This window comes from Pedobacter sp. KBS0701, assembly GCF_005938645.2.
Taxonomy (GTDB): domain Bacteria; phylum Bacteroidota; class Bacteroidia; order Sphingobacteriales; family Sphingobacteriaceae; genus Pedobacter.
The window spans coordinates 6,289,143-6,307,081 of the sequence record NZ_CP042171.1; the positions used below are offsets into that span (position 1 = coordinate 6,289,143).

Consider the following 17,939-nt stretch of genomic DNA (forward strand, 5'->3'; position numbering starts at 1 on the left):
TTTTTTTTGGAAATGAATACCAGTTTTTTATCGGAGGCTGGAGCCCTGCCATTCGCTTCAATCTTTTTGTGGTTTCTGCTCTCGTTATATCGTCATTGCGAGGAGGAACGACGAAGCAATCTTTTACTGTAAGTGCAAACAAAAAGGATTTTCGCTGCTGTCAGGTTTAGGAATGAAGGGTTGTAAGTAAAACCAATATTGCAATTGTTAACTCTTTTGTACCTGTAGATAACTGGCATTTAAAAAATCGATAAGTTGGGTATAAAAGAATAACATATCTGCATTTGATTTGCCATCAGTAAATTCTGACATGTGATTTACCCAAGCCTTATAAAGCTCCCATACCGTTTCTCTTATTTCATGTATAGGATGATTTTCAAAAAAGTCCAATAGAACAATTTTTGGATCTTCTAGCTCCCTTTCGGTTAACGAATTTGGCTGAAAGTTAAGATTTGGAATAACTTTTTTCATATCATTTACATTATAATCTACATCTAAGTTTGTATAAAGTTAATAAAAAATAATGTAATTAGTCAATAATATTAGTTATTAAATTATTTTAATAATGTAATGATTCTTTTTTATGTGTTATAGCCTTATTTTATAAATATTATATTTGGGTTACCTATCAATTATGACTAAAATCAACTATAATAGAATAAAGGCCGCTCTAGCTGAAAAAGGGATTACCAATAAAGAATTGGCTGATGCATTAAAAATTGCACCGGAGACCGTATCTAGCTGGTGTACCAATACGGCTCAGCCTTCAATTAAAAGACTGTTTGATGTAGCAACATTTTTGGATGTTGAAGCAGGCGAGCTATTGGTTAGCTGGAGAAAGAGATAATATATAGGGGTTGGAACAACTTTACATCCTATGCCTTTTTAGGTTTAGCACAAAAACCCTCTACCTTAAGCCTTCCTTCTACCTTTCTATTCACATAAAAAAGTAAACAGATTAAACCTTAACACAATCCTGCAGTCAATAGAATGATTTTAAATAAATCCGATTATTTTTGAAAAAAGTTAACATAGGTCAATAACAAGAGATTGGTAGTTCATCTATATTTGTATCAAATTTTAAAAAACCAGAAAATGAAATTAAAAATTAGCTCAATTTTTTTATTAGTGGCAGTAGTAGCATTGTCAGCCTTTAAAAACCCAACCAAACCAGTAACTTATACTGTAGACGCAGCAAAATCGACCATTACCTGGATTGGTAAAAAAGTAACAGGTTCTCACAATGGAACAGTGGCTTTACAATCAGGTAGCTTAGCCGTTAATGGTAAAAGTGTAACTGGTGGTACTTTTGTTATCGATATGACTTCAATTAAAGATGCTGATGGCAGTGCGAAATTAGAAGGTCACTTAAAAGCAGACGATTTCTTTGGTACAACTAAATTCCCAACTTCAACTTTCGTAATTACTAAAGTTGCTGGTTCAGGTGCTAACGTAACCGTATCAGGTAATTTAACCATCAAAGGTATCACTAAACCATTAAGCTTCCCTGCAACTGTAACGGTAAATGCAGATGGAACAGCTTCAGCTTTAGCTGGTAAAATCATTGTAGACAGAACTAAATATGACATCAAATACGGTTCAAAATCATTCTTCGATAGCATTGGCGACAAAGCAATTGATGATAACTTCGAATTGACTGTTAAATTGGTAGCTAAAAAATAATTATTTCCGTCTCGGAAAAAGGAAAGCCTCGACATTTGTTGGGGCTTTTTTTGTTTAACCGCAAAGAGCGCTAAGCTTGACGCGAAGGAGAGCTAAGTTTTTAACCACTGAGTGCATTGAGTTTTACACAGAGGAACACAGAGACTCTATAGCTATAAGTACCCAGCTCTGTGAACTTTTTGCCTTTTCTCTATGATCTTTGTGGTAAAAAAGCAACTCTGCGTGCTTTGAGCTTCTTCTTTGCGCGCTTTGCGGTAAAAAACGAGTTGGCTTATCTAATCTTAAACCCGCCCTCAACAACATCAACAAAACCAGTTGCTGCGCTTTTACCATGGTAGAACAAACATTCCCAGTTTTCTTCTGCGGCTCTCTTTCCAAATTCTTTTCTTAATTCCATCGCCTTGCGACCGTCGAAATCATATTTGGCGATAAAGTTTTTAACCAGTTCTTCAGGCTCAGGTAAAACATCGCCACCAAAAAATACCTTTTGATTATCTTCCGTTAAAAGAAAAACCTGGTGATTTGGACAGTGTGCCCCTGTAAATTCGTAAGCAATAGTTTCATCCAATGCTCCATCGCCTTCAACAAACTTCAATTGTGCGTTACGTTGTACAAAATCGAAAATATCGGTGTGGTAAGAAGATGAAGTGCTGCTAAATGCAGTTTCCCATTCACCACGGTTAATTACATATTCTGCATCAGGGAAACTCAATTCAACTTTATCATTTCCTTGCTTGTGGATCATGCCACCTGAGTGGTCATAATGTAAGTGAGACATTAAAACTTTAGTTACATCAGTGGGATCGAAACCTGCATTGCGGATATTTTTATGTAAAATCAGTTCACCATGGTCATCACTAAAACCTAAACCCGTATCGAAAAGTACGAGGTCGTTTTTCAGTTCAACCAAAAAAGGCTGAACATTGATGAATAATGAAGCAGGTCTGTCTTTATAACTATGAGTAGCAGGGTCGAAAGGCACAAATTTCTTTGTTGCATCAACCGAATAGGTTCCTTCGAAGAGGGTGTGAACTTGCAAAATATGAATCTTTTAATGTTTATACAAAGGTAACAATCTAAACCTGAGTATTTGTTTTGGTAAAAGCTTGGATACTTCCTTTTTTTGTAAAATAGCATATTTAAATTTCTCTCATGAACCTCTGAATTATAATTTCCCATTCGCAATTCTCATTTGCAGAAAGGTATTGTAACGGTATGGATCTACCTTTGCCGATTGGTCTGGATGGTAAATGTGGAATGGACAATTTAGGGATTTCGAAGTAAAACCTAACTTTTTGTATTTAAATGCTTTGTACAATACCCCATTAAAGTTTACCACCAGCGTATTCAATTAAAATGTATATTTACTGTTCGGAGACAAAATAAATGGAAAAAAGATGGGTACTGGCATCAGATTGTAATGATGATACGGTAGCAAAAATAGCAGAACAACTTAACATTGACCGATCACTTGCACAGATCCTCGTGCAGCGGAATATCTGTGATTTTGATCAGGCGAAAGATTTCTTCAGACCAGATCTTGATCACCTACATGATCCTTTTTTAATGAAGGATATGGACGTTGCAATCGCCCGTATCGAAACCGCATTAGCCACCCACGAAAAAATATTGATTTATGGAGATTACGATGTGGATGGTACCACTTCGGTAGCACTGGCCTTCAGTTTCTTTTCGCAACTCACTAAAAATATAGAATATTATATTCCAGACCGCTATTTGGAAGGTTATGGCATTTCTACTGCTGGAATTGATTATGCTAGCGAAAATGGATTCTCGTTAATTATAGCATTAGATTGTGGGATAAAATCGATCGATAAAATTGATTACGCCAATACTTTAGGCGTCGATTTCATTATCTGCGATCACCATTTACCTGGAGATGAACTGCCTCAGGCCATTGCCGTTTTAGATCCAAAACGTTCAGATTGCGCATATCCTTTTAAAGAACTGGCCGGCTGCGGAATCGGGTTTAAACTGGCGCAGGCCTATGCGCAAAAGCATGAACTAGCAAAAGAAACCTATCTGCAATATTTAGATTTGGTGATGGTCAGTATCGCGGCCGATATTGTTCCAGTAGTGGGAGAGAACAGAATTTTAGCTTATTATGGGCTGAAAAAACTCAACTCCAATCCTTGCGAAGGCTTACGCGCCTTAATGGAAGTTTCAGGCAAAACCGAAAATTATACCATTACTGATGTGGTTTTCACATTAGGTCCGCGGATTAATGCTGCTGGCAGAATAGACCACGCTAAACATGCCGTTGCTATGCTACTCTGCCAGGTAGATAGTAACTCACTGGAGCAAAGCGAACTCATCAACCTTAAAAATACAGAACGCAAAACCTACGATCAGGACATTACCCGTGAAGCTTTGGCTTTAATTGGCGAAAGTGATATCCTGATTAACAAAAAAACGACTGTCGTTTTTAACGAGAACTGGCATAAAGGGGTTATCGGGATTGTAGCTTCGCGTTTAACTGAAAAGTATTATCGCCCAACGATTGTATTAACAAAGTCTAACGGACATGTAGCAGGTTCTTGCCGGTCGGTAGTTGGTTTTGATTTATACGAGGCCTTAAGTGGTTGCGCTCATTTATTAGACCAGTATGGCGGGCATAAATTTGCTGCAGGCTTAACCATGCAACAACACAATGTAGATGCCTTTGCTGATAAGTTTGAAGAAATTGTGGCAGCAAGCATCACAGAAGAGCTGCTTACACCAATGATCAGGATTGACGCCGAAATCGAACTGGCGCAGATAGATGGCAAGTTTTACAGGGTTTTATCACAGATGGGGCCATTCGGACCAGAAAATATGGCACCTATATTTGTCACCCATAACGTATATCTCGCACAGCATGCCATGGCAGTTGGCCAAAATCATTTAAAAATTAATATAAAACAACAAAATTCGCCTATTTTTGAAGGCATTGCTTTCGGGCTGGCCGAATTTCAAAACCTTTTACAACCAAAAGTACCTTTTTCGGTCTGTTATACGTTAGAAGAAAACGTATGGAAAGATAAGAAGCGTTTGCAGTTAAATATTAAAGGAATAAAAGTTAATTAACTTATAAAATAAATCGTCATCCTGAATTTATTTCAGGATCTCTTGAGTTAGATGATGAATCAAATTCAGCATGACGGATCGATAGATATATGATATTAAAAGCCGAAAATCTGGTTAAAAAATACAAGCAGCGTACCGTTGTAAACAACGTTTCCTTTAACGTAAGTCAAGGGGAAATTGTTGGCCTTTTAGGTCCGAATGGTGCAGGGAAAACAACTTCCTTTTACATGATCGTAGGTTTGATCAAACCAAATGAAGGCCGCATTTTCTTGGAAGAGGAAGACATTACCGAAGATCCGATGTACCGCAGGGCACAAAAAGGAATCGGTTACTTAGCCCAGGAAGCATCTGTTTTTAGAAAACTTACTGTAGAAGATAATATCCTGGCCATCTTGGAAATGAGTAAATTGACGAAGGAAGAACAGCGAGATAAACTCGAAGAACTGATCAACGAGTTTAGTTTACACAAAGTGCGTAAAAACCGAGGCGATTTATTATCTGGTGGTGAACGTCGCCGTACCGAAATTGCCCGTGCTCTGGCCGCAAATCCTAATTTTATTTTATTGGATGAACCTTTTGCAGGGGTTGACCCAATAGCAGTAGAGGAAATCCAGAGTATTGTAGCCAAACTGAAACATAAAAATATAGGTATTTTAATTACCGATCACAACGTACAGGAAACACTATCGATTACCGATCGGGCATACTTGCTTTTTGAAGGGAAAATTTTAGAACAGGGTGTTCCCGAAGTTTTGGCCGAAAACGAAATGGTTAGGAAAGTATATTTAGGATCGAACTTCGTATTAAAGCGGAAAAAATTTGATGTTTAATAATATTCAACAAACAATATTTAAATTAGAGTGTTGCCTATTTGCGACGTTAAACCAAAAGCTATAAATTTTACTGTGTATAAAAATCTCTTTTTATCCCCGTTAAACAAAGGGGCAGATGTGAAAATCTGTGGCAACATGATGCCCGTTAATTCTAACATTTAAAGATGGCATTTGTAAATTCAATTTTTACCTGGTTAATGAAAAAGCGGATCCACCAGATCGAACTTTTTATGAAATATCCACATGATGTTCAGGAAGAGTGGTTCCATAATTTGATTGATAGTGCCGAAAATACCGAATGGGGCAAGTTGTACGATTATAAATCGATCTTAACTCCACAACAATACCAGGAGCGTGTTCCGATTCAAAACTACGATACCTTAAAGCCTTACATTGAGCGCATGCTTAATGGCGAACAGAACATCCTATGGCCATCTGATGTCAAATGGTTTGCAAAATCATCAGGTACCACGAGTGATAGAAGTAAATTTATCCCGGTTTCTCCAGAATCTTTGGAAGAATGCCATTTTAAAGGTGGTAAGGACATGCTTTCCATCTATTGCAATAACCGCCCGGATAACCAGATGTTTACCGGAAAAGGTTTGGTTTTAGGTGGCAGCCATCAAGTTAACCAGTTAAACGAAGATTGTTTTTATGGAGATTTATCGGCTGTATTGATCAAAAATCTTCCTATCTGGGCTGAATATTACCGTACGCCTGATATGTCTATCGCTTTGATGGACAATTACGAAATCAAGATGGATAGGATGGCTGAAGCCACCATCAATGAAAATGTGACCAGCATTTCGGGTGTGCCCACCTGGACTATCGTATTGGCTAAAAAAGTGCTGGAACTTACCGGAAAGCAAAATTTATTGGAGGTTTGGCCGAATTTAGAATTGTATATTCATGGTGCTGTAAATTTTGCGCCTTATCGTGAACAGTTTAAACAGCTGATTCCGTCCGCCGACATGTATTATCTGGAAACTTACAATGCATCCGAAGGATTTTTCGGTATTCAGGACCAGGATAACTCAGAAGAAATGTTGCTGATGCTGGATTACGGTATTTTCTACGAATTTGTTCCGATGGAAAACATTGGTGAAGAGAATCCTAAGGCTTTGTTATTGGGCGAAGTAGAACTGCATAAAAACTACGCTATTGTGATTTCTACCAATGGTGGTTTATGGCGTTACATGATCGGCGATACCATTCAATTTACTTCTCTTTCTCCCTACCGCATTAAAATTACAGGACGTACCAAACACTTTATCAATGCTTTTGGCGAAGAAGTGATTATTGATAATGCAGAACAGGCCCTAACTAAAGCCTGCCAGGAAACTGGTGCCGAAATAAAAGATTATACCGCCGGACCAATCTATTTTAAAGATGAAAAAGCCGGAGGGCATGAGTGGATCATCGAATTTGATAAACAGCCAAATGATTTTGAAAAGTTCATTGATATTATGGACAATACACTGCGTGAAGTGAACTCTGATTACGATGCCAAGCGCTTTAAGGATATGGCACTAGCCCGGCCTAAAGTACACAACGCTCCTGCAAATACTTTCTATAACTGGCTAAAAGCGAAGGATAAATTGGGTGGGCAACATAAGGTACCCCGTTTAGCGAATGAGCGAAAATATGTAGATGATATTTTGGAAATGATGAAATCATCTTAAATTAATATTGATTATATTTGTTTAGTTCACAACGAAAAGTATGGAAGCTACAGGTAAATTAACCAATGTTCAGCTAGAGCTATTAAAATTATTTCAATATAATTTATCCGATAATCAATTGAATGATATTAAAGAAATGTTGACCAAATATTTCGCAAAATCGGCATCGGATGAAATGGATAAACTTTGGGATGAGAAAAATTGGGACGAAAATACAATTGAATCTTGGAAGAATGAACATCTAAGAAAAAAATAACATTAATGAAAGTTGTACTAGATATTAATGTACTTCTTATCTCAATTCCTAAAAAATCAAAATATAGGCCGATTTTTGATGCTTTAATTAGTGGATATTTTCGCTCCGTAATTAGTAACGACATTCTTTCAGAATACGTCGAAATTTTAGAACAAAAAACAAATTTTCTCGTAGCAAGTAACGCTGCAGAATTGTTGCTAAATCTTAAGAATGTAGAAAAAGTTGACATATATTTTGAATGGAAACTAATTTTATCCGATTTAGATGATAATAAGTATGTTGATGCTTATGTGTGTAGCAATGCTGATTATATTATAACAAATGACCATCACTTTAAAATCTTGAAGCAAATAGAATTTCCTAAAGTTAATGTGCTAACAATTGATGAATTTTTATCAGTAATTGAAGAATAACGCTACTCAATCATGAAAAACAATCTATTTCTTTTTTTTATTTTAGGATCATCAATATACCAATCGAAAGCACAGGTAAAGGAAAGCTACAAAGCACAGGTTGCGTATAAAATCGTAGAAACTTCTCCACGTTGCAAACAGCTTACCAAAGGCCTATATGAAAGGATTGTAAAAAACGGAGGCACATCTTATGGTATTATGCTCGAGAGTAGCCCTAACCCTAAAACCGATCCATCACAGGAATATTCAAAAAACTATAATTTTAACCTTCACGAAAGTTACTCGGATAGGATGCCTGTTATCGCCAGGTTTGTATTCGATCCCCAAAAACAGCAGCTTTACGAAGATGACGTGGTGAACGCACAATTGGTCGCCATTCCATTCGATAAAAAATTACTTCTGCTTTTTAATAAAAACAGATGAAAAGCATCAGCTATAAACAGATGGCTTGGCTATTGTTTTTTGCCTACTTTTTTATGCTCATGGTGCAGATTACTTTGCGTTACATTCCGCTGAGTAGTGAAGTATCCTTTTTGCAGATCAAGCAGACCGAAGTATCGGGAATAAAAGCCTACCTGCCCCTATTTTATGCGCACGTGTACAGTGCCATTTTTGCATTACTGGCTGGTTTTACACAATTTAATGCCAGAATTTTAGCTAAATATCCTAAAATACACAAATGGTTAGGCTATTTGTATGTTAGCTTTGTGTTATTGTTAGCTTCACCATCTGGTATTTTTATCGGTTGGTTTGCAAACGGTGGCTTAGTAGCAAAAACCTCATTTATAATTTTGGGTATTTTATGGTTCTGGTTTACCTTAAAAGCAACCTTATTGATCCTGAAAAGAAAAATAACTGCCCATAAAAAGTTCATGTACCGCAGTTTTGCTTTGGCAGCTTCGGCCATTACGTTAAGGCTGTGGAAAGTTATTTTAGTATATTTATTCCACCCGGCGCCGATGGATGTGTACCAGATTATTGCCTGGCTGGGCTGGATACCCAATTTGTTGCTTGCCGAATGGCTGATTAAAGAGAAAATCGTTTGACCTATAAAACAGAGATAATCCTATGAAAAAAATCTTATTACTCGCTCTGATCCCACTCTTAATGCTATCATGCAGAGACACGAAAAAGAAAGATACCGTAAAATCTACGGCAGTTGCTCAGCCAGAAATCCACAAAGAACTATACGGTTTTTGGGTTGGTGATTTTTACACAACCGATGAATCAGAGTACGAAGGAGATATGTCGGATGCCATTAAAAAACTGAATATCAACATTAAAAAAATTACGAAGGATACCGTAATTGCGCAGAGCGTAGTTTCTGGCAACAGCCGGCCACTACTGGGCAAGCTATCAGATGATGGAAGTAAAATCACTTTTATTTTAAATGAGCCCGGCACCGAAAAATACGACGGAAAATTTGAAATCACCCTGGTTGGCGATACCTTAATAGGAAAGTGGAACGCGTATAAAAAAGAACTTAAATGGCCCGAAAAAGAATTCAAATTGCTTAAAAAGAACTTCGAATATAATGCAGACCTGATGCTGCCGTCAGAATCGAGTTATGTAGACTGGAGTGACCACAAGATGGTAAAAAGAGTGGATACTTTAGAGGATGGCACAGTTGATTCCCTTGAGGCCAATCCTTTTTATAGAAGTGCATCCGATCAAATTTTTAAATTAAACGCCTCAACCACAGTACTAAAAGAAGAGGATGTAAAGAATTTGCGAAAACTCGATCTGCAGATTATCAAGAATACTATTTTTGCCAGACATGGTTACGCTTTTAAAAAGCAAACATTTAGAAATTTTTTCGATCCGGTAGAATGGTATGTTCCTGTAAAAAACAACGTTGATAATGATTTAACGGCTGTTGAAAATAAAAATATTAAGTTGTTAGACCGCTTTACCAAATATGCGGAAGACAATTACGATGCTTTTGGCCGTTAATTTGTAACGTATTAATTATGAAACTGAACAGGGATAAAATACTCGGATTTTTTAAGAAATCGCAAAGCAAAGCCTCGGTAATCTTAAGTGATAAGAACAAAGCCAGCAATACCATTAAAGATGCACTTGGCAAGGCAGTAACCAATAAAGGTGATTTAGAAGGGGTTTGGGCCAAACTGGTATTATTGTTTGCAGTATCTAAAGATTACGTGAACGGCGATTATACCGAAATCCCTAAAAGATCAATTATTGCCATTTTAGGAGGACTGATTTATTTCTTATCTCCTATTGACGTAATTCCTGATTTTGTACCTGTTTTAGGTTTCATTGATGATATCTATATCTTGAATCTGGTGTACAGGCAGGTACTTAAAGACCTGGAAAAATATAAGGACTGGAAAGATGCCCGGGGAAAAGTAATAGATATAAATGGCTCACCCGCATAAAAGTTTTTTAGAATGGTTAGGCGAGCATCTTTTCAGTTGTCCGTTTAAAACCCAGTTCGGGATCGATTGTCCGGGTTGTGGCTTACAGCGTTCGGTTTTAGCTCTTTTTAAAGGGGATCTGATCGCTTCTTTTAAATTTTATCCCGCAACAATTCCACTCCTTTTTGTGGTCTTGTTTACCATTGTTCACTTAAAAGTAGATTTTAAATTTGGGTCACAGCTCATTAAAATCGTTTTTGCAGGTGTTGCACTAATTATTTTAATCAATTACATTTACAAAATATATACTCACCAATTGATCTAAATATACCTATGTCAGAAGAACAGGAAAATCCTCAAGAAAATAAACCTATTGATCTTTCAAAGAATCAAAATTCCGAACCAGCCCCTTTCCAGCCACTTGATCAGGGACCTGCAACGCCACCACCTTTCCAACAACCGCCGCCATTTCAGCAGCCACCACCGTTTGGCCAGTTTGGAGGAGGAGGTTTTGGTCAGCAGAACTTACCAAATGCTACAGCTTCTCTTGTGCTGGGTATCTTAGCGATTCCAGCTTGTTGCTTCTATGGTATATTTGGTTTGATATTCGGCGTAATTGCCTGGATACTTGGTGCTGGTGATATGAAAAAATATCAGCTTAATCCAGGTTTATATACCGAATCATCATATAAAAATGCAAAAGCAGGCAAGATCTGCGGAATGATTGCAACCATTTTAAGTGTTTTATTTATCGTAATCGTTATATTAGTTATAGTTGGAGCCATTGCTAATCCTCAAATGTTTGACAACTTTATAAAAGGTGTGAAGTAGTGAATTAATTTTACCTTAAAAATATAAATCGAATGGTGCATGCCATTCGATTTTCTTATTTTTGTACTATTGATATTGTAAATAAAAACTAAGATAATGTATCCAGAATATTTAGTAGAACCAATGCGTAAGGAATTAACCAACGTTGGTTTTCAAGAATTAAAAAACGCAGCAGATGTAGATCAAGCTATTAAAGGCGAAGGTACGGTGTTGGTTGTGGTGAACTCAGTTTGCGGTTGTGCAGCAGCAAATGCACGTCCGGCAGCTCGTGCAGCAGCAGCACACGAAAAACACCCTGATAAACTGGTTACCGTTTTTGCAGGTATGGAAAAAGAAGCAGTAGATCAGGCTAGAAATTATATGATGCCTTTTCCTCCATCATCTCCGGCAATGGCTTTATTTAAAGATGGTAAATTGGTACACATGATCGAACGCCATCAGATTGAAGGCAGACCAGCACAAATGATTGCTGATAACCTGATCGGTGCTTTTGAACAATACTGCTAACGGTTGATTGCACAGATTGTAGGATTACACCGATAGGTAATTCTTAAAATTATATTGAAAAGGTGAATGGAAACATTCGCCTTTTTGCGTTTATTGTAATTTTTTGCCACGGAAACACAGAAACCACAGAATATTCTCCTTCGGTTTGTCATCCTGAGGTTAATTAAATTGTTTAAAATCAATATGAGTGACGTACAATTGTCTTCTCTTATCCTACGCGCGGTCGTGCCTCGGCTCGCCGCCGCCGAAGGGCTCTTTCTTTTTGATGTCAAAAAGAAACAAAAAACACCGGCTGAAAATTTATTCATTTGTTGTTTATAACTTTCAGCTGCATTCATGAGGGCTTCGCCGTTTTCTTTAGAAGCCAGTGCGATGGCTTTGTCAGTGGAGACCGAAAAATTTGTTAGTCCGGATTTAAATGAAACGGGGATACGGTCCTGTGGCATAGCTGGATCGAAATGCGAAAGCAGTTAAAATACTGATTAGTAATTGTTTGTAAAATAACGTCAATGGTAGCGTAGTCGAAGGATCGTTTTCATAGCTGAAGTATTCCTTATTGCGTTCAGAATGATAGAGAAGTCCGAATCTGTGTAATCACCTAAAATTTCCTTAATCTGTGCTTTTAAAAATCCTTATTTAGCAATTTCTCCAGTTCTCCGAAAGAAACATTCATTCTTACCCTTCCTTGTTTGGCATAAGATATTTCTCCGGTTTCTTCTGATATAATTACCGCAACGGCATCAGTCGTTTCCGAAACACCGATACCTGCACGGTGCCTTAATCCAAATTGCGAGGGTAACTGATCGTTATCTGTTAAAGGCAAAATACAGCTGGCACTTTTGATTCTGTTTTCAGAGATCACCACGGCGCCATCATGCAGTGGACTATTTTTCTGAAAGATACTTTCTAGCAAACGTTTCGATATTTTGGAATCAACAAGTTCGCAGCTATTGGCAAAAAACTGTTCGTCATAGAATTTAACGAATACGATTAACGCTCCTGTACGCGTTTTCTTCATGCTTTTACAGGCGTCGATAATTGGTTTTATCCGGGATAAATTATTCCTTTCAATTTCTTTACGACCAAATAAGTAACCCCACCAGGCTTTATTCTTTTGTAGAAAAGCATTTTTCCCAATCAGTAAAAGGAAGCGCCTGATCTCCGGGTGAAAAATTACGATCAATGCAATAATCCCCACACTCATAAACTTGTCTATAATTGCAGTCAATAATTCCATGTGTAAGGCTTTTACTATCCAGTAAAAAACTGTAATGATAAACATCCCAACAAGCAGGTTAACGGCTAGTGTATTGCGGATTAGGGTATAAACGTAATAAATTAATAAGGCCACCAGAATGATATCAACGATATCAGTTGGCGATACTTTAAGGAAGTCAAAATCAAAACCTTTCATTAGTGGCAAGATAGCAAAACGGATTTCAGTTTACAAGTAAGATAGGTTAACTGTTGAACTGGTTAATCGGTTAATTGTAAATAGAATATTATAGATGTATAAAAGACGCTAACCGCTATGCGCAAACCGCTTAACCCAACCTCTCTACCAACCGCACACACTCTACCGCTTCCTTCACATCATGTACCCTTAAAATACCTGCGCCTTTTTGCAATGCAATAGTATTGAGTATGGAAGTGCCGTTCAGGGCCTCTGCTGCCGAAGTACCAAGCGCTTTATAAATCATTCCCTTACGTGAAAAACCCACTAAAATAGGCAGCTTAAATATTTTAAAGGCCTCCATCTGGTTAAGCAGTTCGTAATTATGTTCAATCGTTTTTCCAAAACCAAAACCTGGGTCAATAACAATATCGTGAACATGAAGGGCCTTTAGCGTGGCAATTTTTTTTGCCAGGTAATCAATAACCTCTAAAAGCACATTATTGTAAACCGGATTTTGTTGCATATTTTGTGGGGTACCCTGCATGTGCATCATCATGTAGGGTACCTGCAGCTTAGCTATTGTATCGAACATCTGCTCGTCCATATCGCCAGCTGCAATGTCGTTAATAATGTGCGCACCGGCCGAAATGGTTTCCTGAGCAACTTTTGCCCTGAAGGTATCGATAGAAATAACCGCTTCAGGAAATGCTTTTACCAAACTTTCTACCACAGGCACCAAACGATCAATCTCTTCATTGGTAGTAATATCCTTTGCGCCTGGTCTGGATGAGTATCCCCCAATATCAATAAACGTAGCACCTTCGTTAAGAAACCGGGCTGCTTTGATTAAAGCTTCGTCTATTGATTTTGTGCGGCTATTGTCGTAAAAAGAATCGGGAGTTATATTTAAAATGCCCATTACTTTTGGACTGGTTAAATCGATAAGTTTACCCTTAATATTTAAGCTTTGTTTGGGCTCAAAAAAGTTTTTTTCTGCCATAATAAACCCTTTCGGGGATTTGGGTTTCGCTTTAAAAATGTATCTTTAGCTTTTGTTTTTTCAGCACAAAAATACACTAAAAACTAAATAATTATTGACTTTGGCACAAACAAATACCTCTACCGAGTTCGATGAAGTGATTGCAGTTTGCAGATCATTATTTTTAAAAAAGACTAAAGATTACGGCACTGCATGGCGGATTTTAAGGCCGAGTTCGATAACCGATCAGATTTTTATTAAAGCACAACGCATCCGCACTCTGGAAGAAAAAAAAGTAAGTAAGGTAGGAGAGGGTGTGATATCTGAATATATTGGGATTGTAAATTATTGTGTTATTGCGATGATGCAGCTAGAATTAACCGAAAGCGACCCGAATGAAATGCCTTATGATGAAGTTGAAAAAAGGTTTGTAGAAAAGATAACGGAAACCAAGGATTTAATGTTTGCTAAAAACCACGACTATGGTGAGGCCTGGCGCGATATGCGTATTAGCTCGTTAACCGACCTGATTTTGATGAAAATATTTAGGGTTAAACAGATAGAAGATAACGAAGGGCAAACGCTGGCTTCAGAGGGTGTTAATGCGAATTATCAGGATATGTTGAACTACTCGGTTTTCGCGCTGATTAAACTCGGCGTTAAATAGGTAGCGTAATAGCCTTTAAAAATAAATATATAGATGCGAAATATACTTTTAGGATTCTCCAGAATTTTTGTCGGTGCTTTATTCATATTCTCAGGATTAATCAAAGCAAATGATCCGCTTGGCTTTGGCTATAAACTACAGGAATATTTTGAAGTTTTTCACCTGAATTTCCTGAGTGGGATGGCCACTGGAATTGCCATTTTACTTTGCACTTTAGAAATTGTTCTCGGTGCCTTGTTGCTATTGGGCTTCTGGAGTAAAAAGGTAGCCTGGGGTTTATTGCTTCTCATTATCTTTTTTACCCTGCTAACCTTTATATCTGCAGCGTTCAAAGTAGTAACCAGTTGTGGCTGTTTTGGCGATGCCATTCCGCTTACTCCGTGGCAGTCTTTTACAAAAGATCTGATACTTTTAGCGCTGATTATTGTAATTTTCTTAAACAAAAACCTTATCCATCCATTATTTAAAAAAGAAGCTACACAAAGAAATATTGCCCTTTTGGTAACCGTAATATCTTTAGGTTTTGGGTTGTATACTTACAATGTTTTGCCAATTATTGACTTTCTGCCCTATAAAGTTGGCGCGCATATTCCATCATTAATGGTAATTCCTCCGGGAGAAAAGCCTGATGAATTTGAGATCATGTATCACCTCAAAAACAAGAAAACGAAAGAGGAAAAAGACATGAGCGATAAAGCCTATCTTAAAACAGAGATCTGGAAAGATAACAATTGGGAAATTATCGGTGAACCGGCAAAAAGACTGGTTAAAAAAGGATTTGAGCCTAAAATCAAAGATTTGAATATTACAGATGCTTCCGGAACCGATTATACAAAGGAACTGATCGAAAACCCATACTACAATTTAATTTTTGTGGCTTACGATCTTCATAATACAAATGATGCAGCTATTGGTAAATTAAATGCACTTGCTATCAATGCTACACAGCAGTTTAATATCCGTACGGTTTTGCTTACTTCCAATTCGGCACAGGATGCTCAGGCTTTTATCAAAAAGAACAACTTGTTTTCTGAAGTATTTTATGCTGATGCAGTGCCTTTAAAAAGTATGGTAAGGGCAAATCCTGGTATTTTGCTAATGAAAAATGGTGTGGTGATTAATAAATGGCATTTTCATAATGTGCCAACTTTTGACCAGTTAAGCAGAAAATATTTCGATAAATAAACATGATTGGATACGCACTGAAAAAACTGATGTATGGACTGCTGGTAATGGGTGGCGTAATATTGGTTGTTTTTGTGCTGTTTAATATTTTACCTGGCGATCCTGCAAGGATGACAATGGGGCAGCGGGCTGATGTGCAGTCACTTGAAGCAGTTCGCAAAGAATTTGGTTTAGACCGATCAAAACCCGTACAGTTTATTTTATATATCAACGATTTATCGCCGATCAGTATTCTGGATAACGATAGTAACAGTCAGCAGAAATACCATTACGCAAAACTGATTGCGTTTGATCAAAAAGTATTGGCGCTAAAATGGCCATATCTGCGGAGCTCGTACCAAACCAAACGCGATGTAACTGCAATCCTTTCTGAAACCGTACCAAATACCTTCATCCTTGCTTTAACCGCAATGATTTTTGCTACTGTCATCGGTGTGTTTTTAGGTGTGTTATCAGCGGTTTATAAAGATTCGTGGATAGATAAATCGGCCAATGCATTTGCTATTCTGGGTATATCAGCGCCTTCTTTTTTTGCAGGAATTATTATTGCCTGGCTTTTCGGATTTGTGCTGAGCAATTATACAGGTCTAAAAATGAGCGGCAGTCTATATTCTTACGATCCTTTTAATGGAGAGGTGTTAACTTTAAGGAATTTATGGTTGCCAATGATTACGCTGGGTTTAAGGCCATTGGCCATTATTGTACAGTTAACCCGTAGCGCCATGCTGGATGTTTTGGCACAGGACTACAATAGGACGGCAAAGGCGAAAGGCTTGAGCAGGAATACAATAATTTATAAACATGCCTTAAAAAACGCCATGAATCCCATAATTACAGCTATTTCTGGATGGTTTGCCTCTTTATTAGCAGGTTCCTTTTTTGTAGAATACATTTTCGGTTATAACGGATTAGGAAGAACAACGGTGACTGCTTTAGAAATGTCCGATTTTCCGGTTGTAATGGGATCAATTCTTTTTATCGCTTTCGTATTTGTAATCATTAATATCCTGGTAGATATTTTATATGCTTATGTTGATCCGAGGGTTAAATTAAGTTAAAGCAATGCAAGAAGAAGAAATCATTAATTATACCGAGCTTGCTGATGCCCGCATCATCGAAATATTTAAACTGGCAGCCATTGAATTGCCTGATGCAGCGCGTTTGTTCAGTCACATGCTTAATGCACAGCATATTTGGGCGCAAAGAATTTCTGGCAAAAAATCGCGCTATGGCGTTTGGGATATCCACCCAAAAGAAGATTTTGAAAGCCTCTCTTTAGAAAATTTTAAACTGATCAGAGAAGCACTAAATAATCATCCTTTGGCTAAACGTATTTTATATAGTAATTCGAGAGGTGAGCAATATGAAAACCGGATAGATGAGATTTTATTTCATTTATTTAATCATTCTACTTATCATCGCGGACAGGTTGTAACTTTATTAAAAAAGGCAGGTTTTACGCCCCCTGTAACCGATTATATTATGTTAAAACGCGACCATTTATTATAGGTCGGCTATAAGAACTTCAGATGAAAATTTTCCTTATCGGATATATGGGCTGCGGCAAAAGCACCAAAGCAAAACAATTGGCACACCGCTTAGATTGCCCGGTGATAGATCTTGATGCCGAAATTGTTTCTAAAACCGGTAAAACCATTGCCGAATATTTCGCAGAATTTGGAGAAAGCGGTTTTAGGGATTATGAAAGCGAAATGCTTAAAACATTCGATTATCCTGAAACCTGTGTGGTGGCTACCGGAGGTGGATTGCCTTGTTTCTTTGATAATATGGAATGGATGAATACACATGGAGAAACGGTTTACCTGCAAATGGAACCAGCTGCTTTGGTTTCGCGTTTACATAACCGCCAAAAGCGCCCGCTGATTAAAGATTTGGATGATGAACAACTTTTGGTATTCATTAAAGAAAAACTTCAGGAGCGCGATCCTTTTTATACAAAAGCGAAAATAATTGTAGATGCGTTTGATCTTGATGGAGAGAAGTTAGAGGAAGCAATTAGGAGAAGTCGTTAGTCTGCAGTC

Annotated in this window: 23 protein-coding genes; 19 read left to right on the forward strand and 4 right to left on the reverse strand. The window is 37.6% G+C overall.

Annotated elements, in window-relative coordinates; translation table 11 throughout:
* Positions 1–207: 207 nt before the first annotated feature.
* Positions 208–471, reverse strand: a complete 264-nt coding sequence (locus FFJ24_RS25655; protein WP_138820012.1) for a hypothetical protein — start codon at positions 469–471, stop codon at positions 208–210.
* Between the two features lie 163 nt (positions 472–634).
* Between FFJ24_RS25655 and FFJ24_RS25660 the strand changes: the two genes are divergently transcribed.
* Entirely contained in the window at positions 635–847 is a 213-nt protein-coding gene (locus FFJ24_RS25660; protein WP_121287773.1) for a helix-turn-helix transcriptional regulator, read from the forward strand.
* 248 nt (positions 848–1,095) lie between these two features.
* Positions 1,096–1,683, forward strand: a complete 588-nt coding sequence (locus FFJ24_RS25665) for a YceI family protein (RefSeq protein ID WP_138820014.1) — start codon at positions 1,096–1,098, stop codon at positions 1,681–1,683.
* A 271-nt stretch (positions 1,684–1,954) separates the two neighbouring features.
* Here FFJ24_RS25665 and FFJ24_RS25670 read toward each other — a convergent pair whose 3' ends face one another.
* Positions 1,955–2,722 carry an MBL fold metallo-hydrolase gene (locus tag FFJ24_RS25670; protein ID WP_210419431.1) on the reverse strand — a complete coding sequence of 256 codons (768 nt, stop codon included), beginning with the start codon at positions 2,720–2,722 and terminating at the stop codon, positions 1,955–1,957.
* Between the two features lie 347 nt (positions 2,723–3,069).
* Here FFJ24_RS25670 and recJ point away from each other — a divergent pair, with 347 nt between their 5' ends.
* The 12 genes from recJ to FFJ24_RS25730 all read left to right on the forward strand — a co-directional run bounded on the left by recJ (position 3,070) and on the right by FFJ24_RS25730 (position 11,670).
* Complete coding sequence (gene recJ / locus FFJ24_RS25675; protein ID WP_138820018.1) at positions 3,070–4,770, forward strand: single-stranded-DNA-specific exonuclease RecJ; 1,701 nt, start codon at positions 3,070–3,072, stop codon at positions 4,768–4,770.
* A gap of 89 nt (positions 4,771–4,859) precedes the next feature.
* Positions 4,860–5,600: an LPS export ABC transporter ATP-binding protein gene (gene lptB / locus FFJ24_RS25680; protein WP_090502159.1), complete on the forward strand. Its 741-nt coding sequence runs from the start codon at positions 4,860–4,862 to the stop codon at positions 5,598–5,600.
* Positions 5,601–5,767: 167 nt separating this feature from the next.
* Positions 5,768–7,285 carry a GH3 auxin-responsive promoter family protein gene (locus tag FFJ24_RS25685; protein WP_138820020.1) on the forward strand — a complete coding sequence of 506 codons (1,518 nt, stop codon included), beginning with the start codon at positions 5,768–5,770 and terminating at the stop codon, positions 7,283–7,285.
* Between the two features lie 40 nt (positions 7,286–7,325).
* The gene (locus FFJ24_RS25690) at positions 7,326–7,541 is read left to right on the forward strand and encodes a hypothetical protein (RefSeq protein ID WP_138820022.1); all 216 of its coding nucleotides are present in this window, start codon (positions 7,326–7,328) and stop codon (positions 7,539–7,541) included.
* 5 nt (positions 7,542–7,546) lie between these two features.
* Entirely contained in the window at positions 7,547–7,954 is a 408-nt protein-coding gene (locus tag FFJ24_RS25695; RefSeq protein ID WP_138820024.1) for a putative toxin-antitoxin system toxin component, PIN family, read from the forward strand.
* Positions 7,955–7,966: 12 nt separating this feature from the next.
* Complete coding sequence (locus FFJ24_RS25700) at positions 7,967–8,377, forward strand: hypothetical protein (RefSeq protein WP_138820026.1); 411 nt, start codon at positions 7,967–7,969, stop codon at positions 8,375–8,377.
* Entirely contained in the window at positions 8,374–9,000 is a 627-nt protein-coding gene (locus FFJ24_RS25705; protein WP_246862701.1) for a DUF2306 domain-containing protein, read from the forward strand. Before FFJ24_RS25700 ends, FFJ24_RS25705 begins: the two co-directional genes overlap by 4 nt.
* Before the next feature lie 22 nt (positions 9,001–9,022).
* On the forward strand, positions 9,023–9,907 hold the full coding sequence (locus FFJ24_RS25710) for a YARHG domain-containing protein (protein WP_138820027.1): 885 nt from the start codon (positions 9,023–9,025) through the stop codon (positions 9,905–9,907).
* A 17-nt stretch (positions 9,908–9,924) separates the two neighbouring features.
* Positions 9,925–10,353: a YkvA family protein gene (locus FFJ24_RS25715; protein ID WP_138820029.1), complete on the forward strand. Its 429-nt coding sequence runs from the start codon at positions 9,925–9,927 to the stop codon at positions 10,351–10,353.
* Complete coding sequence (locus FFJ24_RS25720; protein ID WP_138820031.1) at positions 10,337–10,657, forward strand: DUF2752 domain-containing protein; 321 nt, start codon at positions 10,337–10,339, stop codon at positions 10,655–10,657. Before FFJ24_RS25715 ends, FFJ24_RS25720 begins: the two co-directional genes overlap by 17 nt.
* An 8-nt stretch (positions 10,658–10,665) precedes the next feature.
* Entirely contained in the window at positions 10,666–11,163 is a 498-nt protein-coding gene (locus tag FFJ24_RS26400; protein WP_210419432.1) for a CCC motif membrane protein, read from the forward strand.
* A gap of 96 nt (positions 11,164–11,259) precedes the next feature.
* Positions 11,260–11,670 carry a BrxA/BrxB family bacilliredoxin gene (locus FFJ24_RS25730; RefSeq protein WP_025145566.1) on the forward strand — a complete coding sequence of 137 codons (411 nt, stop codon included), beginning with the start codon at positions 11,260–11,262 and terminating at the stop codon, positions 11,668–11,670.
* A gap of 622 nt (positions 11,671–12,292) precedes the next feature.
* Here the strand turns inward: FFJ24_RS25730 and cdaA are convergent.
* Positions 12,293–13,084, reverse strand: coding sequence for a diadenylate cyclase CdaA (gene cdaA, locus FFJ24_RS25735; protein ID WP_138820033.1), 792 nt, complete (start codon positions 13,082–13,084; stop codon positions 12,293–12,295).
* 130 nt (positions 13,085–13,214) lie between these two features.
* The gene (gene folP / locus FFJ24_RS25740) at positions 13,215–14,066 is read right to left on the reverse strand and encodes a dihydropteroate synthase (protein WP_138820035.1); all 852 of its coding nucleotides are present in this window, start codon (positions 14,064–14,066) and stop codon (positions 13,215–13,217) included.
* Positions 14,067–14,166: 100 nt separating this feature from the next.
* On the opposite strand from folP, the gene FFJ24_RS25745 reads away from it, so the two are divergent.
* The 5 genes from FFJ24_RS25745 to FFJ24_RS25765 are packed head-to-tail and all read left to right on the forward strand — an operon-like array spanning position 14,167 to position 17,930.
* Positions 14,167–14,712, forward strand: coding sequence for a DUF1599 domain-containing protein (locus FFJ24_RS25745; protein WP_138820037.1), 546 nt, complete (start codon positions 14,167–14,169; stop codon positions 14,710–14,712).
* Between the two features lie 33 nt (positions 14,713–14,745).
* Complete coding sequence (locus FFJ24_RS25750) at positions 14,746–15,897, forward strand: BT_3928 family protein (RefSeq protein WP_138820039.1); 1,152 nt, start codon at positions 14,746–14,748, stop codon at positions 15,895–15,897.
* A 2-nt stretch (positions 15,898–15,899) separates the two neighbouring features.
* Positions 15,900–16,955 (forward strand): ABC transporter permease, encoded by a 1,056-nt coding sequence (locus FFJ24_RS25755; protein WP_138820040.1) that lies wholly within the window; start codon positions 15,900–15,902, stop codon positions 16,953–16,955.
* A 4-nt stretch (positions 16,956–16,959) separates the two neighbouring features.
* The gene (locus FFJ24_RS25760) at positions 16,960–17,406 is read left to right on the forward strand and encodes a DinB family protein (protein WP_138820042.1); all 447 of its coding nucleotides are present in this window, start codon (positions 16,960–16,962) and stop codon (positions 17,404–17,406) included.
* 20 nt (positions 17,407–17,426) lie between these two features.
* Positions 17,427–17,930, forward strand: a complete 504-nt coding sequence (locus tag FFJ24_RS25765; RefSeq protein WP_138820044.1) for a shikimate kinase — start codon at positions 17,427–17,429, stop codon at positions 17,928–17,930.
* Positions 17,931–17,939: the final 9 nt, after the last annotated feature.